Raw genomic sequence first — 21,638 nt, 5'->3', positions numbered from 1 at the left:
TGCACTATTAATGCACACGGCTCCTCCTAGTCATCATTTACTGAATATAGCTTATCTCTTTTCTTGTGACGAGCTAACCTTTTGTATTTCTTTCTTGCCCACATAATTAAGGCTTTGTTAATATGCCTTAACGTTGAGTACATTTCGGATTTGTAGAACTTGCCATAGAAGTTAATCCAGCCTATGATTTTTGAGTTAAACATATTTGATAGGTCCGTAAGGTCCTTTTCAGCTTTCAGCTGAAGTTTCCAGTCCCTTACTTTTTGCCGAATTGATTTCTTTGCTTTGTTACTAATGGCAGGTGTAAAGTTTATAAAATGTTTTCCCCATCTGTTCTTGGACAGCCTTGGTCTGAACGTGTATCCTAGGAAATCAAATGCGATGTTTTCATACTTTCCTTTCCTATCTGCATCCTGACAATATACAATTCTTGTTTTAGTTGGATGTAGTTCAAGTTTACAGTCGTTCATTCTTTTGTTTAGAGATTTAAGAAGACCCTCTGCTTCAACTTCTGTCTTGCAATGGATGACTGCGTCATCCGCATATCTTGCGAACGGATTGTTTGGGTGTTTAATAGACATCCATTTATCAAATGTGTAATGTAGAAATACATTTGCCAATACTGGACTTATGACCCCACCTTGCGGTGTGCCGGATGTACGTTCATTTATTCCATCTTTCATTTGAAAAGGTGCCTTCAGCCATCTATTGATGTATAACTTAACCCATTTAATTTGTGTATGCATTTCAACTGCTCTCATTAGTAAGTCATGATCAATATTATCGAATAAGCCTTTAATATCGAATTCAAGAACCCAATTAAATCTCCAACATCTTTTACGAGTAATCTCAATTGCTTGGATGGCACTTTTATTAGGTCTATATCCATAAGAATCTTCATGAAAGAAAGGTTCTACTGACGGCTCGAAGTACAATTTCACAACCATTTGTGCAATTCTATCCGTTACCGTTGGGATTCCTAATGTTCTAGTACCTCCAGCTTTCTTTGGTATGTCAACCGCTTTAACGGCTGGTGGAAAATAACTTCCTGAGGACATCCTATTCCAGAGTTTATAGAGATTATCCTTTAGGTTCATTTCGAATTCTGCTATTGACTCTTCATCAATTCCTGCTGACCCTTTATTTGCTTTTACCCTAAGAAAGGCTTCATAGACTGCCTTTTTAGATATATTGTACGGCTTTGTTTTATTCATAAGTTCCTCCCACTTTAATGGTTGACCTGTTAATAAAACTGAATAACATAACCCCTTTGCTCCATCTCCGTTAGGAGGTTTCATAGCTACTACGAGTTATTCCGCCCCTATACATGGCATTGGTACTCTGATTCTTGTGGGGCTTCCACTTGAAATCTCTCCCTTGGCATCCATGTCGTAGGTTCCCACGTTCCACACCCAAGCCTATATTAAGTTCACGCCGCCTTTATACCGGTCACCGAACGGACAGTAAACAGGTTTCCTCCGAACTTATCCTGAGTTAACGACTCCCCCTCAGTTTTGATGACATCCCTACGCTTTCGATACTTCTTCAGCGGTTCAATGGTTTTCGTCTCCTTAATATGTACCTGACAAAGTCTCGCTCTGCCTTTTCCCTAACGCTCAATACCATAGCTTTTGACTATAGCACCTTAGGGTGGTTTGCAATCTCTACCTGTATAGCGATTGCGAGAGGCCAACTCTCATCTTGAGTGCAGCACAGCTTGCTGAATGTGCCGTCAGGCACACTTTGCTTACTTTCGTGGCACACAGTCATCTGCGTATCTTACTATGTATGCCTGTCCTTTACATTGTTTCCTAACCACTTTCTCAAACCATAAGTCGAGAACATAATGGAGATATACGTTGGCTAATATCGGAGATATTACTCCACCTTGCGGTGTACCATTGTCTGTCTTGTACTTCTTCCCTTCCTCCATGTATCCACCTTTAAGAAACCTACTTATTATTCTTAGTAGGTTAGTGTCAGCGATTCGGAGTTTCAAGAACTCTATCATCCATTTGTGGTCAACGTTGTCAAAGAAACCTTTGATATCTACATCCACTACATAACTTACTGACCTTTTCTCAATATAATGGTTCAGTATTTTCAGGGCATCATGGCAGTTTCGATTAGGACGGAACCCAAATGAACAATCTAGGAAGTCATTTTCATAGATGGTATTTAGTATTTTAGTAATACCCTTTTGTACTATTTTATCTTCATGTTCAGGTATCCCCAAAGGCCTTTTCTTGTTTGAATTAAGTTTTGGAATATACATTCTTCTTACTGGAACAGGTCGATAACTTTTGCTTTTAAGCCTACTTACTAAATCCTTTATGTTTTCTTCCATGCTTTCACTGTATTGTTCTTTAGTCGTTCCATTAACACCAGTCGCCTTTTTATTAGGTAGTTCATGATGACACTGTGTTAAGGATTGCTCATTTAATAAGTGTGCAAGTGATGTAAATTTCATTCTAGGCTCAGATTTTGCTAATTCTGCTATCCTTATTAGTTTTGTTTCCATTTATTATTCCTACCTCTGTGTGTAGTAAATGTGTCCCTAGTAAGGGTGATAACTGGTAGCTAGCCTTCCCTCCATCGGCATTACCCAACTTCATTGGTACTACGCTGCTATCCGACTCCCTACACGGCATTTGGTTTCCTTGCTTGTTATCGCTTGTACACCATACTCTTCTATAAAGTAGAAAAGACCGGTAGGGTCTCCCGAGTTGCCGTATCATATCAATGTGTAACGTGCCAAGGTCTCTGACTCCAGAGAGGTTTTATCCTTCTTGCCTTTGACGATGGATAAAATGTTGCTTTCTGCACGCAGGTAAGGCATCAGCCCTCTCGGTTTTACTAAAGTTTATGGAGCTCAATCCCTTCAACCACTTAGCTTTCGGCCCGCCACCTAACTGTCTACGCTTAAAGACTAAAGTTACCTTTAGCCCTCCAAGACTCGCTACGAGCGAATGGCTAGTTCTTACTCGGCGGGAATCCCACCCGCTATATGATACGACCTAGGCTCGGCCGCACACCTGCCCCTTTAGCGGAATAAAAAGGGCTGCCGAAGTTCCGTCTCTATAAAATTTTTATTTTCTAAAGTGTCTTTTTGCATACCATTTCCTCATTTCAACTGTAGATAACAATTCACTATTTGACGGGTTACCTTATCCTGAAAAATTGAAAGTAAGTTGAATATTTACAGTTAATTTTATCCAAATATAAAAATCTATCAATAAGGAGAAGTTGGAAATTTTAAAACTAACTACTATAAAACGTTCGTAAGTGTACTTTTGCGAACTATGGCATTGTAAAAATGTTGGTTATTTATTACTTACATTGGAAGGAGATTTTTCATCAAGTTAATTAGTGCATATTTCTGTATTAGAATATAGATATAAATTGGAGATAGTACAACAATTAGAGTTTTCATATTTTGTCGTAATTCGTCTATCATTAATAACGAATCTCCATTTATAAAAGAGGTAGTTTAAGTTACTATTATTTAATAACGCTTTCATTAAATTAACAACTGACTCTGGGCGAAAGGGTGGTAAGAATGGCGATATGTGTTAATGGGATTCAAGTAAACAATGAGCTTGAAGATGAGATATTAATAGATAATATACATAACGGACATAGTGAATCGTTAGAACGATTAATCTTTAAATATAAGAACTTTGTCCGTTCAAGGTCAAGTAAATACTTTTTGATAGGTGGAGACAGAGAAGATATTGTGCAAGAAGGAATGATTGGATTGTACAAAGCAATTAGGGATTACCAGAAAGAAAAAACGTCCTCATTTCTTTCATTTGCTGATATGTGCATCAAAAGACAATTGATTACTGCTGTTAAACACGCTACCCGACAAAAGCACAAACCTCTAAATTCTTATATTTCTTTAGATAAGCCTGTATATGAGGAAGATGGTTCTGTTACATTTATGGACTTGATTCCTTGTACTAGTAATAGCGATCCTATGTCGTTGGTGTTAAATAAAGAAATGGATTGTGAATTTAAATTAAAGTTAACTAAGTTATTGAGTGAACTAGAAAGAAAAGTGTTAGCCCTTTATTTAGACGGACAATCGTATGTAGAAATGTCGGAGGAGTTAAATACACATATAAAATCAATAGATAATGCTTTACAAAGAGTGAAAAGAAAAATAGAACATACCATAGATATAGATTCGTTCGTAAATGTTTAGCACATAAAAATTTTAAGATTATTGATTGTACATGAAGTGAAAAGGGGTCATTTTCTTTAAATTCCATTGATAACTAAAATTGTTATAGTAGATCATATAACGCCTTATTTCTTTTTTTGTTCTTCTAAAGAATTACACTGGTTTATAAATGCCTCATCCTTAAAATGGCCAAAAAAAGACTCTTGTGGAGCGTTATCCCAACAATTCCCTCAAATTGTGGCTTTAGCCCAAAATAAACTAAAAGTAGCAGGCATCCGCCAGATACTTTCAGAAAAAAATTATAAAAATACAAAAGCAAGTGGAGAAATACTATCCGTTTTTCTTCACTTGCTTTTTTTTAGAAATTATCGGACAGCCCCTTTTCCTTTTTATGAAGCTGGTTCAACCTTTGTTGCTTTATAGCTTGAACCATCCCATTGGACATACACACGATATTTTTGCGTGCCATTTCCTTTTGCTGATACAATCCCAACTGAGCCGCCTGGGTTGCTTTTGTCGTTCCCTAACCACCATACAGTTATATTGCTTTGATTTATTCCAATAGCAGAAGAGATTGTCTGAAGCATCTCCTGCCAATCTTGAGAATTTGAATCATAGCTTGTAACATGCTCCTTATTCTGGTTCGGAGCATCGTCAGAATTTCCTCCTTTAACGTACAGTTCATTATTCACTCTATTAACGTCACTTGGCTGCTTAAAGCTGGTTGAATCTGTTCCAAACGCTTGCATCATGTCCTTAAACATTAGTTGCGAGATTTTGGTAGTATCTCCAAGCATATAGTTGCCTGGACCGTTATTCACATACCCAGTCCATACAGCCATCGTGTATTGTGGGGTATAACCCGCAAACCAACTATCATTTACTGCGTTGGATGGATACCCAAATTGAGCACTGGTCTTATGGTCAAAATTGGTTGTACCTGTTTTACCAGAAATATCCAATCCTGGGACATTTGCCGTTTTTCCAGTTCCAGAGTTTACGACTGTACGTAACATATCTGTTACCATATAGGCTGTGTAATCATGCATAACACGGTTTGGCTGTGGCGTAAAGCTCATAACTTTGCCATCAGGAAAGACTACTTTTTGGACAAAATGCGGTTGATTGTATACTCCTTCATTTCCAAAAGCACTGTAGGCCCCTGCCTTTTCTAAAGGATTAACTGTATTACTTCCAATCGCGTAGGATTCGTACACTTGGTTGTTATTAAAAGGAATACCGAGGTTTTCTGCAAAATTCTTTGCCTTATCCATGCCAACCTCACGAAGAGTAAGAAGCGCAGGGATATTATAAGAATATTGTAGTGCCGTCCGTATTGACAACATCCCGTGATATTGATTATCCCAATTTGAAATAGATTGACCATTTGTATACGTTGTCGGCTGATCATTGATTTGGTGAGCAGTTGACCATTTCAAATATTCAATCGCGGGACCATAATCAAAAATCGGCTTAAACGAAGAACCTGGTTGACGTTTTATATCAATTGCAAAGTTGTTTCCTAGAAATGTTCCTTTATATTCATTTCGTCCGCTCCCTATTGCCCGGACTTCACCAGTTTTTGTATCTAAAAAAACAAATGAACCTTGAAACTTAGAATTAGGATAAGCAATGATATTATTTGTGTTCATCATTTTATCCGCATAATCCTGTGCTTTTGGATCTAAAGTGGTATAAATAGATAATCCATCTGTGCTGATGTCTACACTTTTAAGTTTTCCTTCCACTTCTTTAACAGCTGCATCAAAAAATGCTTCATAAGGAATACCTTGTTGAGTGGTTTTCGGAACAAGGCCCTCCGTTACGGGTACTTTCATCGCTTCCTGCATTTGTTTCTCTGTAATATAGCCCTGTTTATGCATGGAGCTTAACACAAGATTACGTCGATTGGTGGCAGCCTCTCTATTTGCTGGTTTAGACGGATCGTAATTAGTTGGACTTTGTGGGAGCCCTCCCAGCATAGCAGCCTCCGGAAGCGTTAATTTATTTAAATTATTTGCATCAATTCCGTAGTAAGTTTTTGCAGCAGCGGCCACTCCATAGGCCCCATCTCCAAGGTAGATCTTGTTTAAATACATCGTTAAAATATCCTGTTTAGAATATTTTTTGTCCAATTGATACGCCAAGTACCATTCTCTTACCTTTCGCTTTATGGTTTTCTTTGGAGACAAAAAGGAGTTTTTAATTACCTGCTGTGTTATGGTACTACCGCCCTGAGAACCGAAGTGCCCGGTTAGATTCTTGAAAATCGCTATAGCGGTCCGTTTAAAATCTATACCGTCATTTTTATAAAAATTTGCGTCTTCGGTAGCAATAAATGCGTGTTCCAACACTTTTGGAACTTGAGTATACGTAATTTTCGTTCGATTTTCTTTACCGTATTCATAAATGAAATTCCCTTCTTTATCATAAAATTTTGTTGGTAGTGGATCTACTAGTTTTGAAGAATTTAATTTAGGCGCATCTTTAATCATAGTAGCGAAGGTAATGGCACCTACTCCTGACGAAACAAATCCCAGCACCAAACAGGAAATTAACACTTTTTTCAACAAGGATGCTTTTTTTGGCGTTTTATTACTTTTTTTTTGATTTTGTCTTATTTTTACAGCTTGTTTTCGTTCGTGACGAGAACGATACGTTTCTTCTGACATTCATCTTCTCTCCTACGTGTAAGTTACTAAAAGTTGATTTAAAAAGAAGCAGTTATCAATAACTTATCTCTGACTGATGAGAGACTGATTTTAGTACATTACTTTCATGTAAAATCCGTCTATAACGAATTAAATTAGTAAAAATCTAATCATCCATTTACGTCTTTCGAAATAAGGTATTTACGCTGTTCAATCTTTTCTATTATTTCTTGCATAACCTGTTCCTTTTTAACATCTAGCTCTATCATTATTTCCTCTCATTTAAATCCTTCTATAAAGAAGAACAAATAACAAAATCCTTCAAACTAACCCTCCCCTATACTCCTACTCTATCTGAGGGTCTAAAGTTGAAATGAACGTCTACAAATGCTAACGGCTGAACGTTACAATTATTATTTCATAAACAAGCATTTATAGTTTTGTTTAGTTTTTCATAGACATTATACATAAAAATGAGTAGAAATAATTTTTCCGTATCTTTACATATTTGAGTCAATTTCATATTATTTTATTGTAATTTTTTATAAGGCTCAATTTTCATTATAAAATAAGCCCTACTATCTTCCCTTTGTGTTTCTTCGATACCGACGACAGCATTAACTAAAGAATACTCTTTTTCTCTTAGGTATTTGAATATATTGGTAAAAAATTTAGAGTATTTGAAGCTAAAAATAGCCATTCCAATTGTTGATAAGGAAGTCACAATAAGAGTGAAGTGGAAATTAAATATCTACATCATTTTGCTTGGAACAAATCCAACCATACACAATACAATCAAATCCAAAAAATAAAAATAAACCTTTACGCTTGTATTCATTTCATCGGTTTCAGAAAAATCATTAAGATAATCGAGCCAGCACATTTCTCTAAAGCTGCATTAATTGGGGTTCTGATGCTTACAGGTATTGTGGTTACAAACGGTATTGTATTAATTGATAAAATTGAAAGAAATCGAAAAGGAGGAGTGGTGTAAAAGAGGCTGTAATGAATGTAGTCTTTCAATGATTAGACCTATTTTTATGACAGCAGTAGCAACAATCCTAACTTTGTTACCACTTGCATTTTCACATAATGCGGATACAGTTATTTCTCAAACACTTGGCATTGTGGTAATTAGTGGTATGGTAGCATCAACAATCAACAGCTTTATAATTATTCCGATTATTTATGAATGGTTGCATAAAAAATCTACATCAAAAACTATTTCAACCACTGCTAAAAGTGTCAGCTAAAAACATTATGTAGTTCGAATATATTAGTTATGAAAACCACCTACAAAATGTCGGTGGTTTTCATATGTTTTAAGCAGATTGATAGTGGAATACTGAGTAATATATCTCCAATAGAAAGGAAAATCTCACGATTACCCTTGTATTCTCCAAAAGATGGATGATATTTTCTATTAAATCCGCCCAATAATAGGACGATTCACCACAGACCTTAGTCTAAAAAATACGTTATATACTTCTTTAAATAATATTCTTAAGCTTAATTGTTTTAAATATTAATGAAGATTTAATAATTAATTTTAGTAAGATTTGTACAATATTTAAGAGCTCAGGCTTGGACAACTGAATATCATCCTACGAGGTGCAATATGAAGAACGTAAAAGTAACAATTGGTATCCCCGTTTATAACTCTGAAAAATATATCAGCACATGTTTAGATTCAATACTAGCTCAAACCATGCTCCAAGAAGACATTGAGATCATCGTTGTAAATGATGGTTCAACAGACAAAAGTGGAGAAATCTTAGAACATTACTCACAAAAGCTTAGTAACATGATTTTACTTCACCAAGATAATTCAGGAGGCCCTGGTTTACCTCGAAATAAAATGATTGAGATGGCATCAGGTGAATATATCTTTTTCGTCGATATTGATGACTATTTAGGTCCAGAGGCCATAGAACGCTTGTATAAAATGGGTGTATCCAATCAAACAGATATTATTTTAGGAAAAATGGTTGGGGTCAACGGCAGAGATGTGGCAAAATCGATGTTTCAGTTTAATCAAAAGAAAACGGATATATATCAATCAACTATTATAAATACATTAGGTCCCACTAAAATGTTTAGAAGTTCTTTTTTAAGGGATGAAAACATTTGGTTTCCTATCGGAACAGCTACGGCTGAAGATCAGCCTTTTATGTTAAAGGCCTATATTTTAGCGAATGGAATTTCAATTGTGGCAGACTACCCTAGCTATTATGTCGTTCAAGATGTTAATCGAAATCATGCATCTTCCATTCAGGTCAATCCAAAGGAATTTTATCAAACAATAAACAATGCAATTGATATGATTCATACCTATAGCCCCGATAAAGAAAAAAGAGATATTTTGTTAGTTAAATATCTTAAAAGAGAATTTAATACAGGGCGAAGTAAAACATTTTGTATAGAAAACTCGTCTTTTGAGGAAAAAGAATTATGGTTAACAGAGTTAAAAATATTTGTAGAAAAAAATATCACTGAGGAAATTGAACAACAACTAACGGATAAAATTAGAGCACGTCTTTTTTTTATAAAAGAAAGCAATCTAAATGGGTTGATTCAGTTCCTTTCAAATGAAGACAATTTATTAGGAGAGGTCGTAAATGGAAGAATTATTCTTAACCATCCACCTAATCTAGACCTGCCCATTACATTTAGAGATATTACGAATGATAACAAGGTGTCATACAAAATACTCTCCATTGATTGGAATGGTCAGAATATAGTAATCAACGGTTATATTTATTCATCCTATATAAAAAGCGATTCACAAACGGCTTCAGCCATTCTGGTTAATCGGCAAACAAAAGAAGAAATGGCATTTCCGGTATCAATCTTTTCATTAAACAACGAACAATTGGCGGAATACAAAATTCCAAACCATGCTGTTACAAATAGCGGTTTTCTTTTAAAATTAGAATTTAAAGAATGCATGTCAGTTCTTTCCGAACTAAGTCCTTTAGATTTATTTATTGAACTAAAAGTCGATGGGTATAAAAAAAGGGTTCGTATTGGAAAGGAACGAATAGAATCCGTCGCCAATAAATTTTTAACATCCTTTACCGATGTAGGCGACAAATTAATTCCAGTAATCCCCTACTATACGAAAGACTATGATAATCTTAGTTTTGATATTGGGTCCACTGTAAAATCATTTACAAAAGTAGAATTGGAAGATAGCTATTGGGATCAAGACAATCATTTTCACTTTAAAGCCCTGCTCTCGATGGAAATCCATCCAGGATCTTATCACCCAAGACCTGAAGTACAGCTATTAATTAAAGAACGTGATCGAGCTATTTCTTTTATAACGGATGTTTCTTTCCAACAAATTCGTCCATATGTATATAAAATCGAAAAATCATTACAATTACTGAAACCTTTAAATGAATATCATTTAAACACTGGCTATTGGTACTTTTCAATTATTTTAAAAATGGGTGATTATTCAAAAACAATTCGCTTTGGTGTAAACAAAAAAGAACAAGCTAAAAAAATTGAAAAGGAAGTTCTATTTGAAGCGAATAATAAATCATCACAGGCAAAAGGATATTTCACCAAACCATATGGTAATTTATCTTTGGAAATAAAGGAAATAGGGGACTAATAATTTTATTTTAAAAAAGTGCAACCCCTTAAGGGATTGCACTCATGCCGATTGTCCGCAATCGGGGAATCCATCGGCCCGCCATGGGTTAGAATCCCAATCCACATCAAACTGTTTAGTAAACATTTTGAACGGTTTTCATATATTTCCTTTAATAATTTTGGGTGAGCGTAATTTTCTAGTTCTCGTCCCTTAAGAACCCTTAAATTTGAGATTTGGTGTATGCTATTTTCATCGATTTCACTAAGATACAGATGTTTAAATTTAGGATTATATTGATTTATATCATTTAATTTCCTTGCAATTCTTAGCATTCTTTGAAATTTTGCTGTACCAACACCGGTATTATCTGAATCAATAATTACAAATGGGTTTGGATTAATTTTTAATACTTTAAGAACCTCTTCTTATTCAATTAATTCAATAGACACTTCTCCTTCTTCAAATCCATAATGGGCAATATTAACATAATACAAAATGGATCGATAATTTCGACACGACCTTGAATTAGGTGTAATTAACTGGGGATGTGCTTTTATCTAATGTAGTTTTTTTGGGTCGAAGGACCATCTGAAATGTTTTGGTTACGTGGTTGGTTAAAGGTCTACTTACAAATCTATAAGAGAGAAAATGGTATTGACTGTAACTTAAAAGTATTTACGATAAATCATTAGTTCAACTTATAAATATAATAAAATCCCAAGTTACTAGTTTACACTCGGGAAAAAGAGTAATTTTTTGTTTTTTGAATTATATTTCTCCATTTTTTTATTATTTTACTCTTACTGTCAAAGTTTTGTTTTGGATAAAAAGGTAATATCCCATGGATTTCTGACTAGCTTGGGACCAATTTTGTGCGTAGAACCACCGTTTTCGTACGTTGCTCAATAAATTCTCGTAATAAAAACGCACCGTTCCCCGTCTCCCCTTGAATATCAATACGAATACTTAATGTATCTAATTTTTGAAGCAGTTTTTTTGCTTTGTAAAAATTAAATTCCTGCGGCGCATCTATAACCAGATCGAGATCACTTGTTACTTTCAAAGCTGGAAATCCTGTAGCTATTTCCAAAACGGCACTCCCAGTAGGACCCCAGCGCCAATCTGCCCTGATTTCCATTACTAAATCCATCACAGCTATGACAGGCGTCTGTTTTCTTTCACAATTTAATTTTTGCCACATTTTTTGTTCTTTCAGCCAATAAGGAGAAAGGATGTTTTTAATACCATTTTGATGAAGAATGCAGCTTCACGCTGATTGTGCTTATATCCCCGAATTCCAAAGGGGATATAATCCTGATTTGACCTTTCCGTACGTCGAACAACTACGAAGGGAGTACGTTCCAAAGAGGGACCTACCCAATCATTCCCTTCATTCCATTTCAATAGGGATAGCTCTGATATTTCTATAAGATCATGTGGTCGAATTACCATTGTTCTTTCAACAGCTTCCGACCTTGATTGTTGCAACACGTCCCCCAGCTTATGCTGATTTTGTTTTTAGCCGAAAAATTTAAATCTGTTACAGTGCCCTTCACACTATTAATCGCTTCAACCAAAGTTTGTTCTATTTCTTCAATATTTTGCTCTGTGTCTGTTGGTTGATCAGGATTAATATTTGAAACTAGTTTGTATTTTGCACCTAATGTACTATAGCTGCGAACATCCTATGCCATCGCAGGTACCTTTTTCGTCGCTTCCTCCAGTTCTGCAACGTTTTGTATTTCGGGCAGCCAAAGCTTTGGAAATCGATTGAATCGTAATTTTTTCATCGTCTAATGCAATAATTCGATTCGACTGTAGCCCATGCGCCAAAAAGCCGCCTGAAATAGCGTTTCTACAATCAACCCAATAACAGGATGTCCTTTTTGCCTCGCTGTTGCATAAGTGTCTGCACACTTCACTAAAAATTTCCTCGGTTCCAAGTCTTCACTTTTTATCTTCTATTTTATTATCCTGCCTAATCCCTCTTCCTTGCTAACCGTTTGGTGGTGGCACTTGGATTATATATCTTAATTTGTCCGAGCTTACATATAATGTTAATTTGAATTTAGCACATATTGAAATTAGATATTTAGTGAAAGAAACAGGAACAATAAAAAAATTTTCAAAAAAAGAAGAGCTCCCCTTACAGTGTTCTCTTATTGACTTGGATAATTGTGGACACTAAAATTTAACAGGTAACACAAATATAGGAGTGTAAAAATAGATATCAGAGGGAAGTGGAATCCAAAAATGAAGCAATACAATACGCGTGCTATCATGGCGTCACTACTTATCTGCGGTTTCGTTGGCATGTTCAGTGAGACTGCTCTCAACATTGCGATTAGTAATTTAATGGTCGTCTTCCAAATTTCGGCTGCTACCGCACAGTGGTTGACGACGGGGTTCCTGCTCACTCTCGGCATTTTGATGCCGATGACTGGGTTGCTCCTCCAATGGTTTACGACCAGGCAATTGTTTATCGGTTCGCTGGTTAGCTCCATCGTAGGCACATTGATTGCGGCTCTATCGTTCAATTTCGAAATGCTTATGGTCGCTCGTGTTCTTCAAGCGGTCGGCATGGGCCTGCTGATTCCACTTATGTTCAATACGATCCTCGTCGTATATCCACCAGAGAAGCGGGGGGCGGCGATGGGTTTCGTCGGACTTGTGATTATGTTCGCACCAGCCATTGGTCCGACCGTGGCAGGTCTTCTAATCGAATATTTAACATGGCACTACATCTTCTGGCTATCTCTGCCGTTTTTAGTGATAGGGCTTTTAGTAGGGCTGAAGTATTTAGAAAATGTTACCGTAGTCACGAAGCCTCGAATTGATCTACTTTCTGTCATATTTTCAACGTTCGGCTTTGGCGGCATTGTCTTTGGCTTTAGCAAGGCGGGTGAAGGGGCGGAAGTCTGGACCAGCCCGGCCGTGGTCTCTTCCATTGCAATCGGGCTGGCTGCACTCGTGCTGTTCACTTTAAGGCAGATATTTATGCGTGAGCCGATGATGGACCTTGGTGTATTTAAGTATCCAATGTATATCGTTGGGCTGCTTATGGTACTGTCTTGTATGATGATAATCCTGTCAAGCATGATTATTCTGCCAATGTTTCTTCAAAACGGTATGAAACTATCCGCGTTTACTGCTGGGCTATTGTTGTTGCCAGGTAGCGCGCTGAACGGAATTCTGTCACCTCGCATGGGGAGTTTGTTCGACAAATATGGGCCGAAATGGCTTGTTATTTCCGGCCTCGTCGTCGTCGCGATTATGTTATGGTGTCTTTCCAGCATATCACCTTCATCTTCAATTGCTTTTATTGTCGCCTTGCATATCGGACTAATGGTCGGCATTTCCATGGTCTGGATGCCTGCGCAGACGAACGGCCTAAATCAGCTGCCGCCGGAGCTTTATCCACACGGTACGGCAGTCATGAACACACTGCAGCAGGTCGCTGGTGCAATAGGAACAACTATTGCAATCATTATCCTAACGAGCGGTATGGAGAAGTATAAGCACGTATCCCCTGCTCCAACCCAACCGACCGAGATGGCTAACGCAATGACGTTCGGCTCACAGCACGTGTTCTTGTTTGCAATGATCGTAACGCTGCTCAGTCTGGTTCTAGCATTCTTTATCCGCCGTGTCATCGTCAACCATGAGGCGATCAATTCGATGCATTAATGTTTTCAAAAGGGAGCCTGCAACTGGCCCCCCTATTTTCATAAATTATGTATTTCTACGTATCTATTTAGGGTGTCTATTAGTTACTAAAGGTGTCTATTATGCTCCGTTGGACGCCCATATTTTATAAAATAGGCAAATACCCAAAACTAAACTCCACATATGCAGTATTATATATAAAATAATTACCTTCAACCAGTATGTTTCCAGCTCATTTCCATTGTGACTAAGCCAGGTAAGCTCCTGGCTTTTTTAATTTCTTCAATTATGATATAGGCAATATTATAAATTGCCAAATTACATATTCAATTCCACTTGTTTGACAAGTATTTTACAAATTTAATTACAACAGAATTCATTCTTTTTCTTTAAGCTATTAACAAAATAAAAGAAAATGTGATTGACATAACTATACAAAATAATTATATTTTCGATCCGCTTCACGAATTGTACTTTCAAGAATCGAAAAGAAGTCGAAACTATTAGAGGAAATGAGTTTAGAATTGAGTATGGAATTACTAAAACTATCCGGTTGTATTTCCTCTACATTCTTATATGGTAGTACATTAAATATACGTTGAAGTTGATCAATTTTATCTTGGCCAATTTCATCCCTATATCTCATGCATTCATAGTAAAACATTTGTTTATAAGAATGATTTTGCAACTGAAAACCATTAAATCCCACTCAATTAAAAATAAAAGCAGACGGTACATTGAGAATCTTATAGAGATTCTATTGACCATCTACTTTTTAATGAACGTAAAGTTGGTAATCTTATTTCTATTTTCAATAAGATTACCAACTATTTTTCAAAACAACTTTTCCTATAGCCTTACCTGACTCCATGTACTCATGGGCTTCTGAGACTTCATCAAACGTAAAAATGTTTGAATCCAAAAGCGGACGAAGTTTCTCTTCTTCGACCACCCTAGCAACCTTCTTTAAAATTTCTCCATAATGTTTATGCATCTCTTTGTTTAATATCTTCAACAGTATAAATGTAACATGAAGAGAAAGTCCCTTCGAATGCACGGGAGAGAGGTCGTGTGTCGAACGCGCAGCAATAGCTAATACCGTTCCATGTACCGCTGCCGCTTCAAAAGAGCGATCAAGGTTTTCGCCCCCTACCGTGTCAAACACCACGTCAAATCCTTTTCCGTTTGTATATTTTTGTACATAGTCGCGAACGCTTTCTTCTCGATAATTAATGGTTCCATCAGCACCAAGGCGCTTGCCAATCTCGAGTTTTTCTTGCGAAGAGGCAGTTGTATAGACTGTCGCTCCTCCCCATTTGGCTAGTTGAATGGCGATGTGTCCTACACCTCCGGTGGCTCCATGGATCAATAGATCTTGCCCAGGTATAAGCCTTGCACGATTAAATAAAGCTTCCCAAGCGGTGATGGTAACTAGTGGTAAAGCTGCGGCTTCTTCCATCGTCAAATTTTTCGGCTTATGAGCAAGTAAATCAACATCTGCTAGCATAAACTTTGCAAGTGCGCCGCCAGTCGTCCCTCTAAATCCACCCGCGCATCCAAACACCTCATCGCCAATTTTAAACTCGGTTACTCCTTCACCCACTGAAACTACCACCCCTGCCACATCTCCATGTAAAACTGCTGGAAACTCGGGCGCAACGGCTGGAACTGCACCAGCACGGACTTTAATATCAATTGGATTGACACTTGTAGCCTTTACTTGAATAAGTACATGCCTGGGTTTCAGTTCAGGTTTTGAAATCTCTTTTAATTTAAATACTGATGCATCACCAAAGGATTGAATTATTTGTGATTTCACTCTAGTCACTCCTTTTAATTTGTTTTACCTAAAAATAAGAAAATGTCTCTAAGTAACATCTTAAAGGTAAGTAGTGTGAAAAGTAAAAAGATTTAAACTTTGGTTGCATTTTCGAGGGCACTTCAGGTTTTACGCTAGGAGAAGGAACCTCTTTAGAAATTCCTTCACCCTTTTTACGAACCCGCCAATAGCTCAACAATCCTGTCTTCAATCTTCTTTCCTTTTTTCTCATCCAACAAATTATTCAACAAAATGGAAAAAATCAGCTTTTCTCCGCTTTTTGTTTGAACGTATCCGGATAAGGAAGTCACGGTGCTAATCGTCCCTGTTTTAGCCCAAACCTTACCTTTTGTTAACGGGGTCTTTAAACGGTATCTTAGGGATCCCCCTACCCTTTTCTCATTTTCACCCGCGACCGGCAGTGAATTCAGGAAAATAGGAAACCAAGATTTGTTTTGGACAGAATATAGCAATTGTGAAATTTGATTGGCTGGTATTAAATTCACATGGGATATACCGGATCCATCCCTGAGCAGCATTGTCTTCGGGTTGACCCCAAACTTTGGAAGCTCATTTTGAATGACCTCAAGACCTTTTTCCCAGCTTCCCTCACCTTTCACCACTCGGCCCATTTCCTTTGTCAAAACCTCAGCATGGCCATTATTGCTTAACTTCATAAAGGGAACGAGCAGCTCGGAAAGCGGCATCGAGGAATGACCGACTCGCTCTATAGCGTCTTTAGGCGTTTTCCCTGTTTTAATTTTTCCTGTTAATTTAATTCCATGTTCGGAAAGAGATTGTTTAAATAATGCGAGCGTATAATTAGTTGGTTCCCAAACGCCTACCCACTCCCGTTCGTTTTTGCTATTCAAGGGAATGCCTCCGGAAATCGTGATGATGTTATTCCCGTGTCCCCGCTCCATTTTAAGATCCTTTTTAGAGTCAGAAACCCCGGTAACCGCTCGATTGACTATTTTTACAAAGTTTGTTTTCGGCGACATCGATACTGTTGGTTTCATTCCCTTTTGACTGCCCGGCTTAACCCGTACAATAATCGTTCCTGCATCATAGTCCTGATCAGGTGAAACGGTTAAAGCGGAAATTTGCGCACCATAGTAGGTGGTTTCATCCGACCAAGGTAAATCGGTTGAATAACGGACATGATCAAAATAGGAATCATCCCCAATCAGGTTACCCTTAACTTTAACAATCCCACTCAGTTTAAGCTGCTCCGCCATGTGGTCAAGATCCGCTTTTAAAAGGGTTGGGTCGCCCTTTCCTTTTAAATACAGGCTGCCATACAAGGTTTTTCCTTTTATCCTGCCTTTTGTCAGCACTTCTGTATTAAAGCGGTAATTCTCCCCCAAAACATTTAATGCCGCAGCCGCGGTCAACAATTTCATATTTGAAGCCACTCGCAGACGGGTATTCCCCATGTGGTCATAAATGATTTGCCCTGATGATGCTGACCGCACACTGATTCCTGCAATGGCACCGCCTAAAGCAGGTTCATTCATGATGAGTTGATTTAATTTTTGGTCCAGTGACACAGGGGCTCTGGCCTCAACCGGGTTTTCGAGTATGTATGGTACCGTAGCAGAAATGAAAAGAAATAATATAAGCAGCGAATTTTTTACTCTTTTATTCAAGCCTTTTTTCAAACCTCCTTTTTTCCTTTAGAGTTTGTCCAAAAGTTTTCGAAAAAAAATTGCCAGACCACTTAAATTATATTTTTTACAACCGATATATTTTGATTAAGATATTCCCAATTTTGTGGAGCGGGCAGGCTTAATTGCCAAAAGGTAGTTCCTAAAAGCAAATATACGTCCATTAATTTATATTTTTCCAGATAACTTCGAATATCCTCAAACCAGACCACATGCTCCTCATTATTTTTCCAATAACGATACCATGGCGATTTCGCGGTAATATCGAACTGAATTTGTTGACCTGTTGCAATCGCTTGGTTTTGAGCGGCAAGAACAGATAAAGCATGTGTTGCATGAGTAGAAGCTATTTTGTCATACCCATAAAGAGGCAGAGCGATTTGCAGCTTCTGCGGATTGATTTGCGTAAGTGAATAACGGACGACTTGCTCCATCCAAGTAATAGGAGCAATCGGATCAGGCGGGCCTGTTGGATAACCGTAATCAATGGTCATAACAGCCACAATGTCAGCTGCATTTCCAATCGCCATATAATCATAAGCACCAATAATGCGATTGGTCGGAATATCAGCCGTCTTGGCATGAACATTCACATGAAGAATCATAGTTCCTAATGCCGTTTTTAAATCATTTAGAAATTTATTGAAGTCCTGACGCCTTGGCGGAGGAATAAATTCAAGATCGATACTCACCCCGCCAAAACCTCTTTGAATGGTTAAGTTAACAATACTTGCAATTAAATTCTGCCGATAAACTGGATTTTCTAACACCTTACCTGCCAGCTCAGCACTAAAGTCACCTTTCGTATAATTTCGGATCATCAATAAAGGGGTAATGTTCAATTTATTGCATTTTGTTACGATGTCAGAATCCTCAATCTCATTAAAAGCAAAGCCTTCTTCCGTAAAGGAATAGGCAACGATTGCTAAATAGGTTAGTTGGTTAGCCAAGGTATCAAGTGTGGAAAGAATATCTCCTATTGCAGACGGAACAATAAAGCCAAGGGTTGCTATTTCCATTTTTATAGGTGAGGGAATTGCAATGATTTGACCGATAACTAGCCGATTTGGGTTAATACCCTGATTGGCTGCTAGAATCGCAGCGGTACTCGTATTAAATTGATTAGCTAATTGCCAAATATGATCCCCAGCTTTTATACGGTAATAGCGAATGGGCATTAGTTTATCTGGAATATAAAGTGCAAGGCCGGGTACGAGGGATGTTGTAGAAGTTAAACCATTTACTTGGGCAACGGTTTGCAGGGGTATCCGGTACATCGTGGATATCCCCCACAAATTCTCACCTTTACGAACCACATGTACCGCCATATCATCACACCTTTTCTGTATCCTTTTAACCATCTTATGGAGATGATTTGCTAATATACTAGAGCGGGTGAAGATATTTTTAACTAATTAAGAGAAAATAGAACTACGTATTTCCCTAATTTATAACCGCGGATCAATCGGCTCCGCCTCGAGCGCCAACACGCCCAGCACACATTCATGCACTCTTTCCAATGACTCCCGCTCGACAAATCTCTGAACCGCTTCAAGCCCCAGGCAGAATTCCTTCAAGGCATTACGCTGCTTTTTCCCGGCATTTCTTTGTTTTAATCTCACCAAATTTTCAGGCTTTAAATAATCTATCCCGTAAATAATATGCAAATACTTGCGTCCTCTTACTTTAATGGCCGGCTGGAGGAGTTTTCCTTTATGGCGGGCCACAAAGTTTTCAGGTTTCACCACAAAACCTTCATGACCATTTTCCGTCATTTCCTCCCACCATTTAATCGCAGCCTCCATCGAAGCCTCATCCCCTACCACAAGATATTCCGTTTCTATAAATAAGGAAGAAAGTCGGCTAAACTCACGATTCTTTTCCATGTGCCATACATGCGGTTGGTCGAAAAACGATTGATTACTATGGGCAAGGGTATGGAATGGAGCAATTTGAATTCCTTCTATTCCTTCTGTTTCCCAGCAATAGTTTTGATAGACTTCATTAAATATCTCCGCTTCCACTAGCTCCACCTTCGTTTCCTGAATCCACTCCGTCACATCTTTACCATTTTCAATCGCCTTTTCAAGCATTTGCTTAATCTTCTTCCGATCCAGCAACGCCATTTCCCCAACATGCGCATATTGATTAAGAATCAAATCCTTTGCCTTCAAATTCCACGGGAGAATTTCGGCATCAAGCAGGACAAAATTGGTGTTGTATTTTTCAAAATACCAGCTTAAGTCGCGATTAAGCATCTCCAAAATCCGTTCGCCTAAATCTTTTTGAAAAAATGGCCTTCCTGTTCGGGTATAAATGGTCCCCAATGTTTCCCTGCCCACATACTCTTTAGCTACTTGTTTATTTTTAAAAAGAAACAAAATGCCGCGGCTGCCCATATGCTTTTTCTCGACGACCATTTTATTGATGCCATTCGCTTGATAATATTCAAATGCTTCCAATGGATGCTCTAAATATCCCACTAATCTTGATGGCTTTGGCGTTGGGCTCATCGTTGGCGGAATATAAGGGATTTCCTCAATCGGTACGGTAAAATGAGAAAGATCATCTAAAGCAGACTTGACTCCATCGGCAGCAATCGCAATATGCCTGTTTTGCTCTGTCGAAACAGCAAATCCATCAATAAATTTACGGATATTCGGTGGGGCAAGCCTTTTGCTTTCCCATTCTCGTAAAGGATTGTCAGGGACATTAGCATAATCTTGCTTCGCTTTCACTGAAACCAAGTCCATTTCAGGATAGCGGATTGCCGTTAACCTACCTCCAAATACGACCCCCTGGTCAATATTCAAGGTATGATTGATTTGCAAGGGCTGCGGTTTCGGGTCATGCCCCCAAAGAATTAGCTCACTTGATTTATGGTTAAGCGTCCAATCCTTTCGCAGCGGTTTCCCGTTTTCATCCAGGCCATCCGTATCACCATACCGGCAAAAGTCGGAAATCCTTGGGGATTGCTTGCCAATATAGTAATCTTTAATACCGGCATGGACGGCAACGGCGACATTTACGCCATTTTTCTGGATAATATAATGCGATTTTGCCTCTAAAAGCATTTCTTTTACTTGCTTCTTTAATAGGTCAACAGCATCTTTTCCAGCTTGTTTTTCAAAGATTTCAAACTCAGCTTCAACCTTTTCATCGCCATGAGCGAGCGTTACTTGACGCCCATCTAGCCAGCGGGCAATTTTCCAGCCGTGGTTACTGTCAATCATATAAGCCAGACCTGCTTCGACATGCTTATGGAAAAATTGCAAGGTATCAATGGAGCGAGGTCCGCGGCTCATTACATCCCCTAACGAAAGAATTTTTCGCCCATCCGGATGGACATAGTACCCTTCCTGATTTTCCAAATATCCAAGCTTTCCCAATAATTCAATAAACTCGTCATAACATCCATGAATGTCGCCGATCAAATCAATTCCATTACCCACATCGATTACAAGTGGATTTTTTAAACGATGTACTTCTAAAGCCTGGATCTCTTCCTCATTTAAAATATAACATCGTTGGAAGCCTTCTTTTTTTATCGAACGAAGTGTTTTTTGGAACTGTTGAAACTGCTGTTTAATTCTTTTCTTCCCGCGTGGGAATTCCCTTTCTGAATCCCTTTCTAGCAGTTCTTTTTCTGGAACGTTCAACACGGTAGCTGAGGCCGGGACATGGTGTTTTTTTGCAATTTCCAGGTACCGCTCGCGATCTTCCACCCGTAAGTGCGTGGCATCAATCAGAGTTAATTTATTGAGTCGGCAGCGTTTTTCAATTAAAAAATCCATTGCCTGAAAAGCCTCTTTAGAAATTTGGTTGTATTCATCATATAATGCATCAGCCTCATCCCTCGGCCGATCATTCCAAGTGATATATTCAACATCACTAACAAGAACGCGGAACTGATCCGAACTCACGACTTCAGAGGGCAGAATTACTTTTTCAGCGATTAAGCGATTTAAAACCGTTGTTTTTCCCGAATTGGAAGGTCCGACAAATAACACAATCCCTGTATGGGGCAAATGAATAGTCCTCATCA

At 38.0% G+C, this 21,638-nt stretch carries 14 protein-coding genes and 1 pseudogene; 4 read left to right on the top strand and 11 right to left on the bottom strand.

The window, feature by feature from the left end:
- Window positions 1-26: 26 nt before the first annotated feature.
- Both ltrA and ACFQZ9_RS10350 read right to left on the bottom strand, forming a co-directional pair.
- Complete coding sequence (gene ltrA, locus ACFQZ9_RS10355; RefSeq protein ID WP_498943703.1) at window positions 27-1,214, bottom strand: group II intron reverse transcriptase/maturase; 1,188 nt, start codon at window positions 1,212-1,214, stop codon at window positions 27-29.
- Between the two features lie 533 nt (window positions 1,215-1,747).
- Complete coding sequence (locus tag ACFQZ9_RS10350) at window positions 1,748-2,521, bottom strand: reverse transcriptase domain-containing protein (RefSeq protein ID WP_498943702.1); 774 nt, start codon at window positions 2,519-2,521, stop codon at window positions 1,748-1,750.
- A 1,038-nt stretch (window positions 2,522-3,559) separates the two neighbouring features.
- On the opposite strand from ACFQZ9_RS10350, the gene sigH reads away from it, so the two are divergent.
- Window positions 3,560-4,207 carry a sigma-70 family RNA polymerase sigma factor gene (gene sigH / locus ACFQZ9_RS10345; RefSeq protein WP_498943701.1) on the top strand — a complete coding sequence of 216 codons (648 nt, stop codon included), beginning with the start codon at window positions 3,560-3,562 and terminating at the stop codon, window positions 4,205-4,207.
- A gap of 18 nt (window positions 4,208-4,225) precedes the next feature.
- Here the strand turns inward: sigH and ACFQZ9_RS10340 are convergent.
- A pseudogene (locus tag ACFQZ9_RS10340) lies at window positions 4,226-4,416 on the bottom strand (IS3 family transposase); the annotation flags it as partial.
- Between the two features lie 159 nt (window positions 4,417-4,575).
- Window positions 4,576-6,858 carry a PBP1A family penicillin-binding protein gene (locus tag ACFQZ9_RS10335; RefSeq protein WP_498943700.1) on the bottom strand — a complete coding sequence of 761 codons (2,283 nt, stop codon included), beginning with the start codon at window positions 6,856-6,858 and terminating at the stop codon, window positions 4,576-4,578.
- Between the two features lie 932 nt (window positions 6,859-7,790).
- Between ACFQZ9_RS10335 and ACFQZ9_RS10330 the strand changes: the two genes are divergently transcribed.
- Both ACFQZ9_RS10330 and ACFQZ9_RS10325 read left to right on the top strand, forming a co-directional pair.
- A complete protein-coding gene (locus ACFQZ9_RS10330; protein WP_498943699.1) occupies window positions 7,791-8,090 on the top strand; it encodes an efflux RND transporter permease subunit in 300 nt (99 codons plus the stop codon).
- Window positions 8,091-8,455: 365 nt separating this feature from the next.
- Complete coding sequence (locus tag ACFQZ9_RS10325) at window positions 8,456-10,459, top strand: glycosyltransferase (RefSeq protein WP_498943698.1); 2,004 nt, start codon at window positions 8,456-8,458, stop codon at window positions 10,457-10,459.
- A gap of 835 nt (window positions 10,460-11,294) precedes the next feature.
- On the opposite strand, the gene ACFQZ9_RS10320 is transcribed toward ACFQZ9_RS10325, so the two are convergent.
- The 3 genes from ACFQZ9_RS10320 to ACFQZ9_RS10310 all read right to left on the bottom strand — a co-directional run bounded on the left by ACFQZ9_RS10320 (window position 11,295) and on the right by ACFQZ9_RS10310 (window position 12,274).
- On the bottom strand, window positions 11,295-11,642 hold the full coding sequence (locus ACFQZ9_RS10320; protein WP_498943697.1) for a phosphoribosyl-dephospho-CoA transferase MdcG domain-containing protein: 348 nt from the start codon (window positions 11,640-11,642) through the stop codon (window positions 11,295-11,297).
- An 11-nt stretch (window positions 11,643-11,653) separates the two neighbouring features.
- On the bottom strand, window positions 11,654-11,929 hold the full coding sequence (locus tag ACFQZ9_RS10315) for a hypothetical protein (protein WP_498943696.1): 276 nt from the start codon (window positions 11,927-11,929) through the stop codon (window positions 11,654-11,656).
- 180 nt (window positions 11,930-12,109) lie between these two features.
- Complete coding sequence (locus ACFQZ9_RS10310) at window positions 12,110-12,274, bottom strand: hypothetical protein (protein WP_498943695.1); 165 nt, start codon at window positions 12,272-12,274, stop codon at window positions 12,110-12,112.
- A 420-nt stretch (window positions 12,275-12,694) separates the two neighbouring features.
- On the opposite strand from ACFQZ9_RS10310, the gene ACFQZ9_RS10305 reads away from it, so the two are divergent.
- Window positions 12,695-14,128 carry an MDR family MFS transporter gene (locus ACFQZ9_RS10305; protein WP_498943694.1) on the top strand — a complete coding sequence of 478 codons (1,434 nt, stop codon included), beginning with the start codon at window positions 12,695-12,697 and terminating at the stop codon, window positions 14,126-14,128.
- A gap of 799 nt (window positions 14,129-14,927) precedes the next feature.
- Here ACFQZ9_RS10305 and ACFQZ9_RS10300 read toward each other — a convergent pair.
- The 4 genes from ACFQZ9_RS10300 to ACFQZ9_RS10285 form a co-directional block, all read right to left on the bottom strand.
- Window positions 14,928-15,926, bottom strand: coding sequence for a zinc-dependent alcohol dehydrogenase family protein (locus tag ACFQZ9_RS10300; protein WP_498943693.1), 999 nt, complete (start codon window positions 15,924-15,926; stop codon window positions 14,928-14,930).
- Window positions 15,927-16,099: 173 nt separating this feature from the next.
- Window positions 16,100-17,575: a D-alanyl-D-alanine carboxypeptidase/D-alanyl-D-alanine endopeptidase gene (gene dacB, locus ACFQZ9_RS10295; protein WP_498943692.1), complete on the bottom strand. Its 1,476-nt coding sequence runs from the start codon at window positions 17,573-17,575 to the stop codon at window positions 16,100-16,102.
- A 71-nt stretch (window positions 17,576-17,646) separates the two neighbouring features.
- Window positions 17,647-18,921, bottom strand: a complete 1,275-nt coding sequence (locus tag ACFQZ9_RS10290) for a LysM peptidoglycan-binding domain-containing protein (RefSeq protein ID WP_498943691.1) — start codon at window positions 18,919-18,921, stop codon at window positions 17,647-17,649.
- A gap of 120 nt (window positions 18,922-19,041) precedes the next feature.
- A complete protein-coding gene (locus tag ACFQZ9_RS10285) occupies window positions 19,042-21,636 on the bottom strand; it encodes a polynucleotide kinase-phosphatase (protein ID WP_498943690.1) in 2,595 nt (864 codons plus the stop codon).
- Between the last annotated feature and the right edge of the window lie 2 nt (window positions 21,637-21,638).

Source organism: Neobacillus sp. GCM10027624, from assembly GCF_042675345.1.
GTDB lineage: Bacteria > Bacillota > Bacilli > Bacillales > Cytobacillaceae > Neobacillus > Neobacillus cucumis_D.
Note: the sequence above shows the minus strand (reverse complement) of the source record. Positions and strands in the feature narration are given on the sequence as shown.

Excerpts from the sequence above, each read along its gene's own strand:
- ACFQZ9_RS10335 (WP_498943700.1), bottom strand. The coding sequence starts at position 6,858 with ATGTCAGAAGAAACGTATCGTTCTCGTCACGAACGAAAACAAGCTGTA.
- ACFQZ9_RS10305 (WP_498943694.1), top strand. The coding sequence starts at position 12,695 with ATGAAGCAATACAATACGCGTGCTATCATGGCGTCACTACTTATCTGC.
- ACFQZ9_RS10290 (WP_498943691.1), bottom strand. The coding sequence starts at position 18,921 with ATGGCGGTACATGTGGTTCGTAAAGGTGAGAATTTGTGGGGGATATCC.
- ltrA (WP_498943703.1), bottom strand. The coding sequence starts at position 1,214 with ATGAATAAAACAAAGCCGTACAATATATCTAAAAAGGCAGTCTATGAA.
- ACFQZ9_RS10285 (WP_498943690.1), bottom strand. The coding sequence starts at position 21,636 with ATGAGGACTATTCATTTGCCCCATACAGGGATTGTGTTATTTGTCGGA.
- sigH (WP_498943701.1), top strand. The coding sequence starts at position 3,560 with ATGGCGATATGTGTTAATGGGATTCAAGTAAACAATGAGCTTGAAGAT.
- ACFQZ9_RS10325 (WP_498943698.1), top strand. The coding sequence starts at position 8,456 with ATGAAGAACGTAAAAGTAACAATTGGTATCCCCGTTTATAACTCTGAA.
- ACFQZ9_RS10350 (WP_498943702.1), bottom strand. The coding sequence starts at position 2,521 with ATGGAAACAAAACTAATAAGGATAGCAGAATTAGCAAAATCTGAGCCT.
- ACFQZ9_RS10320 (WP_498943697.1), bottom strand. The coding sequence starts at position 11,642 with ATGTGGCAAAAATTAAATTGTGAAAGAAAACAGACGCCTGTCATAGCT.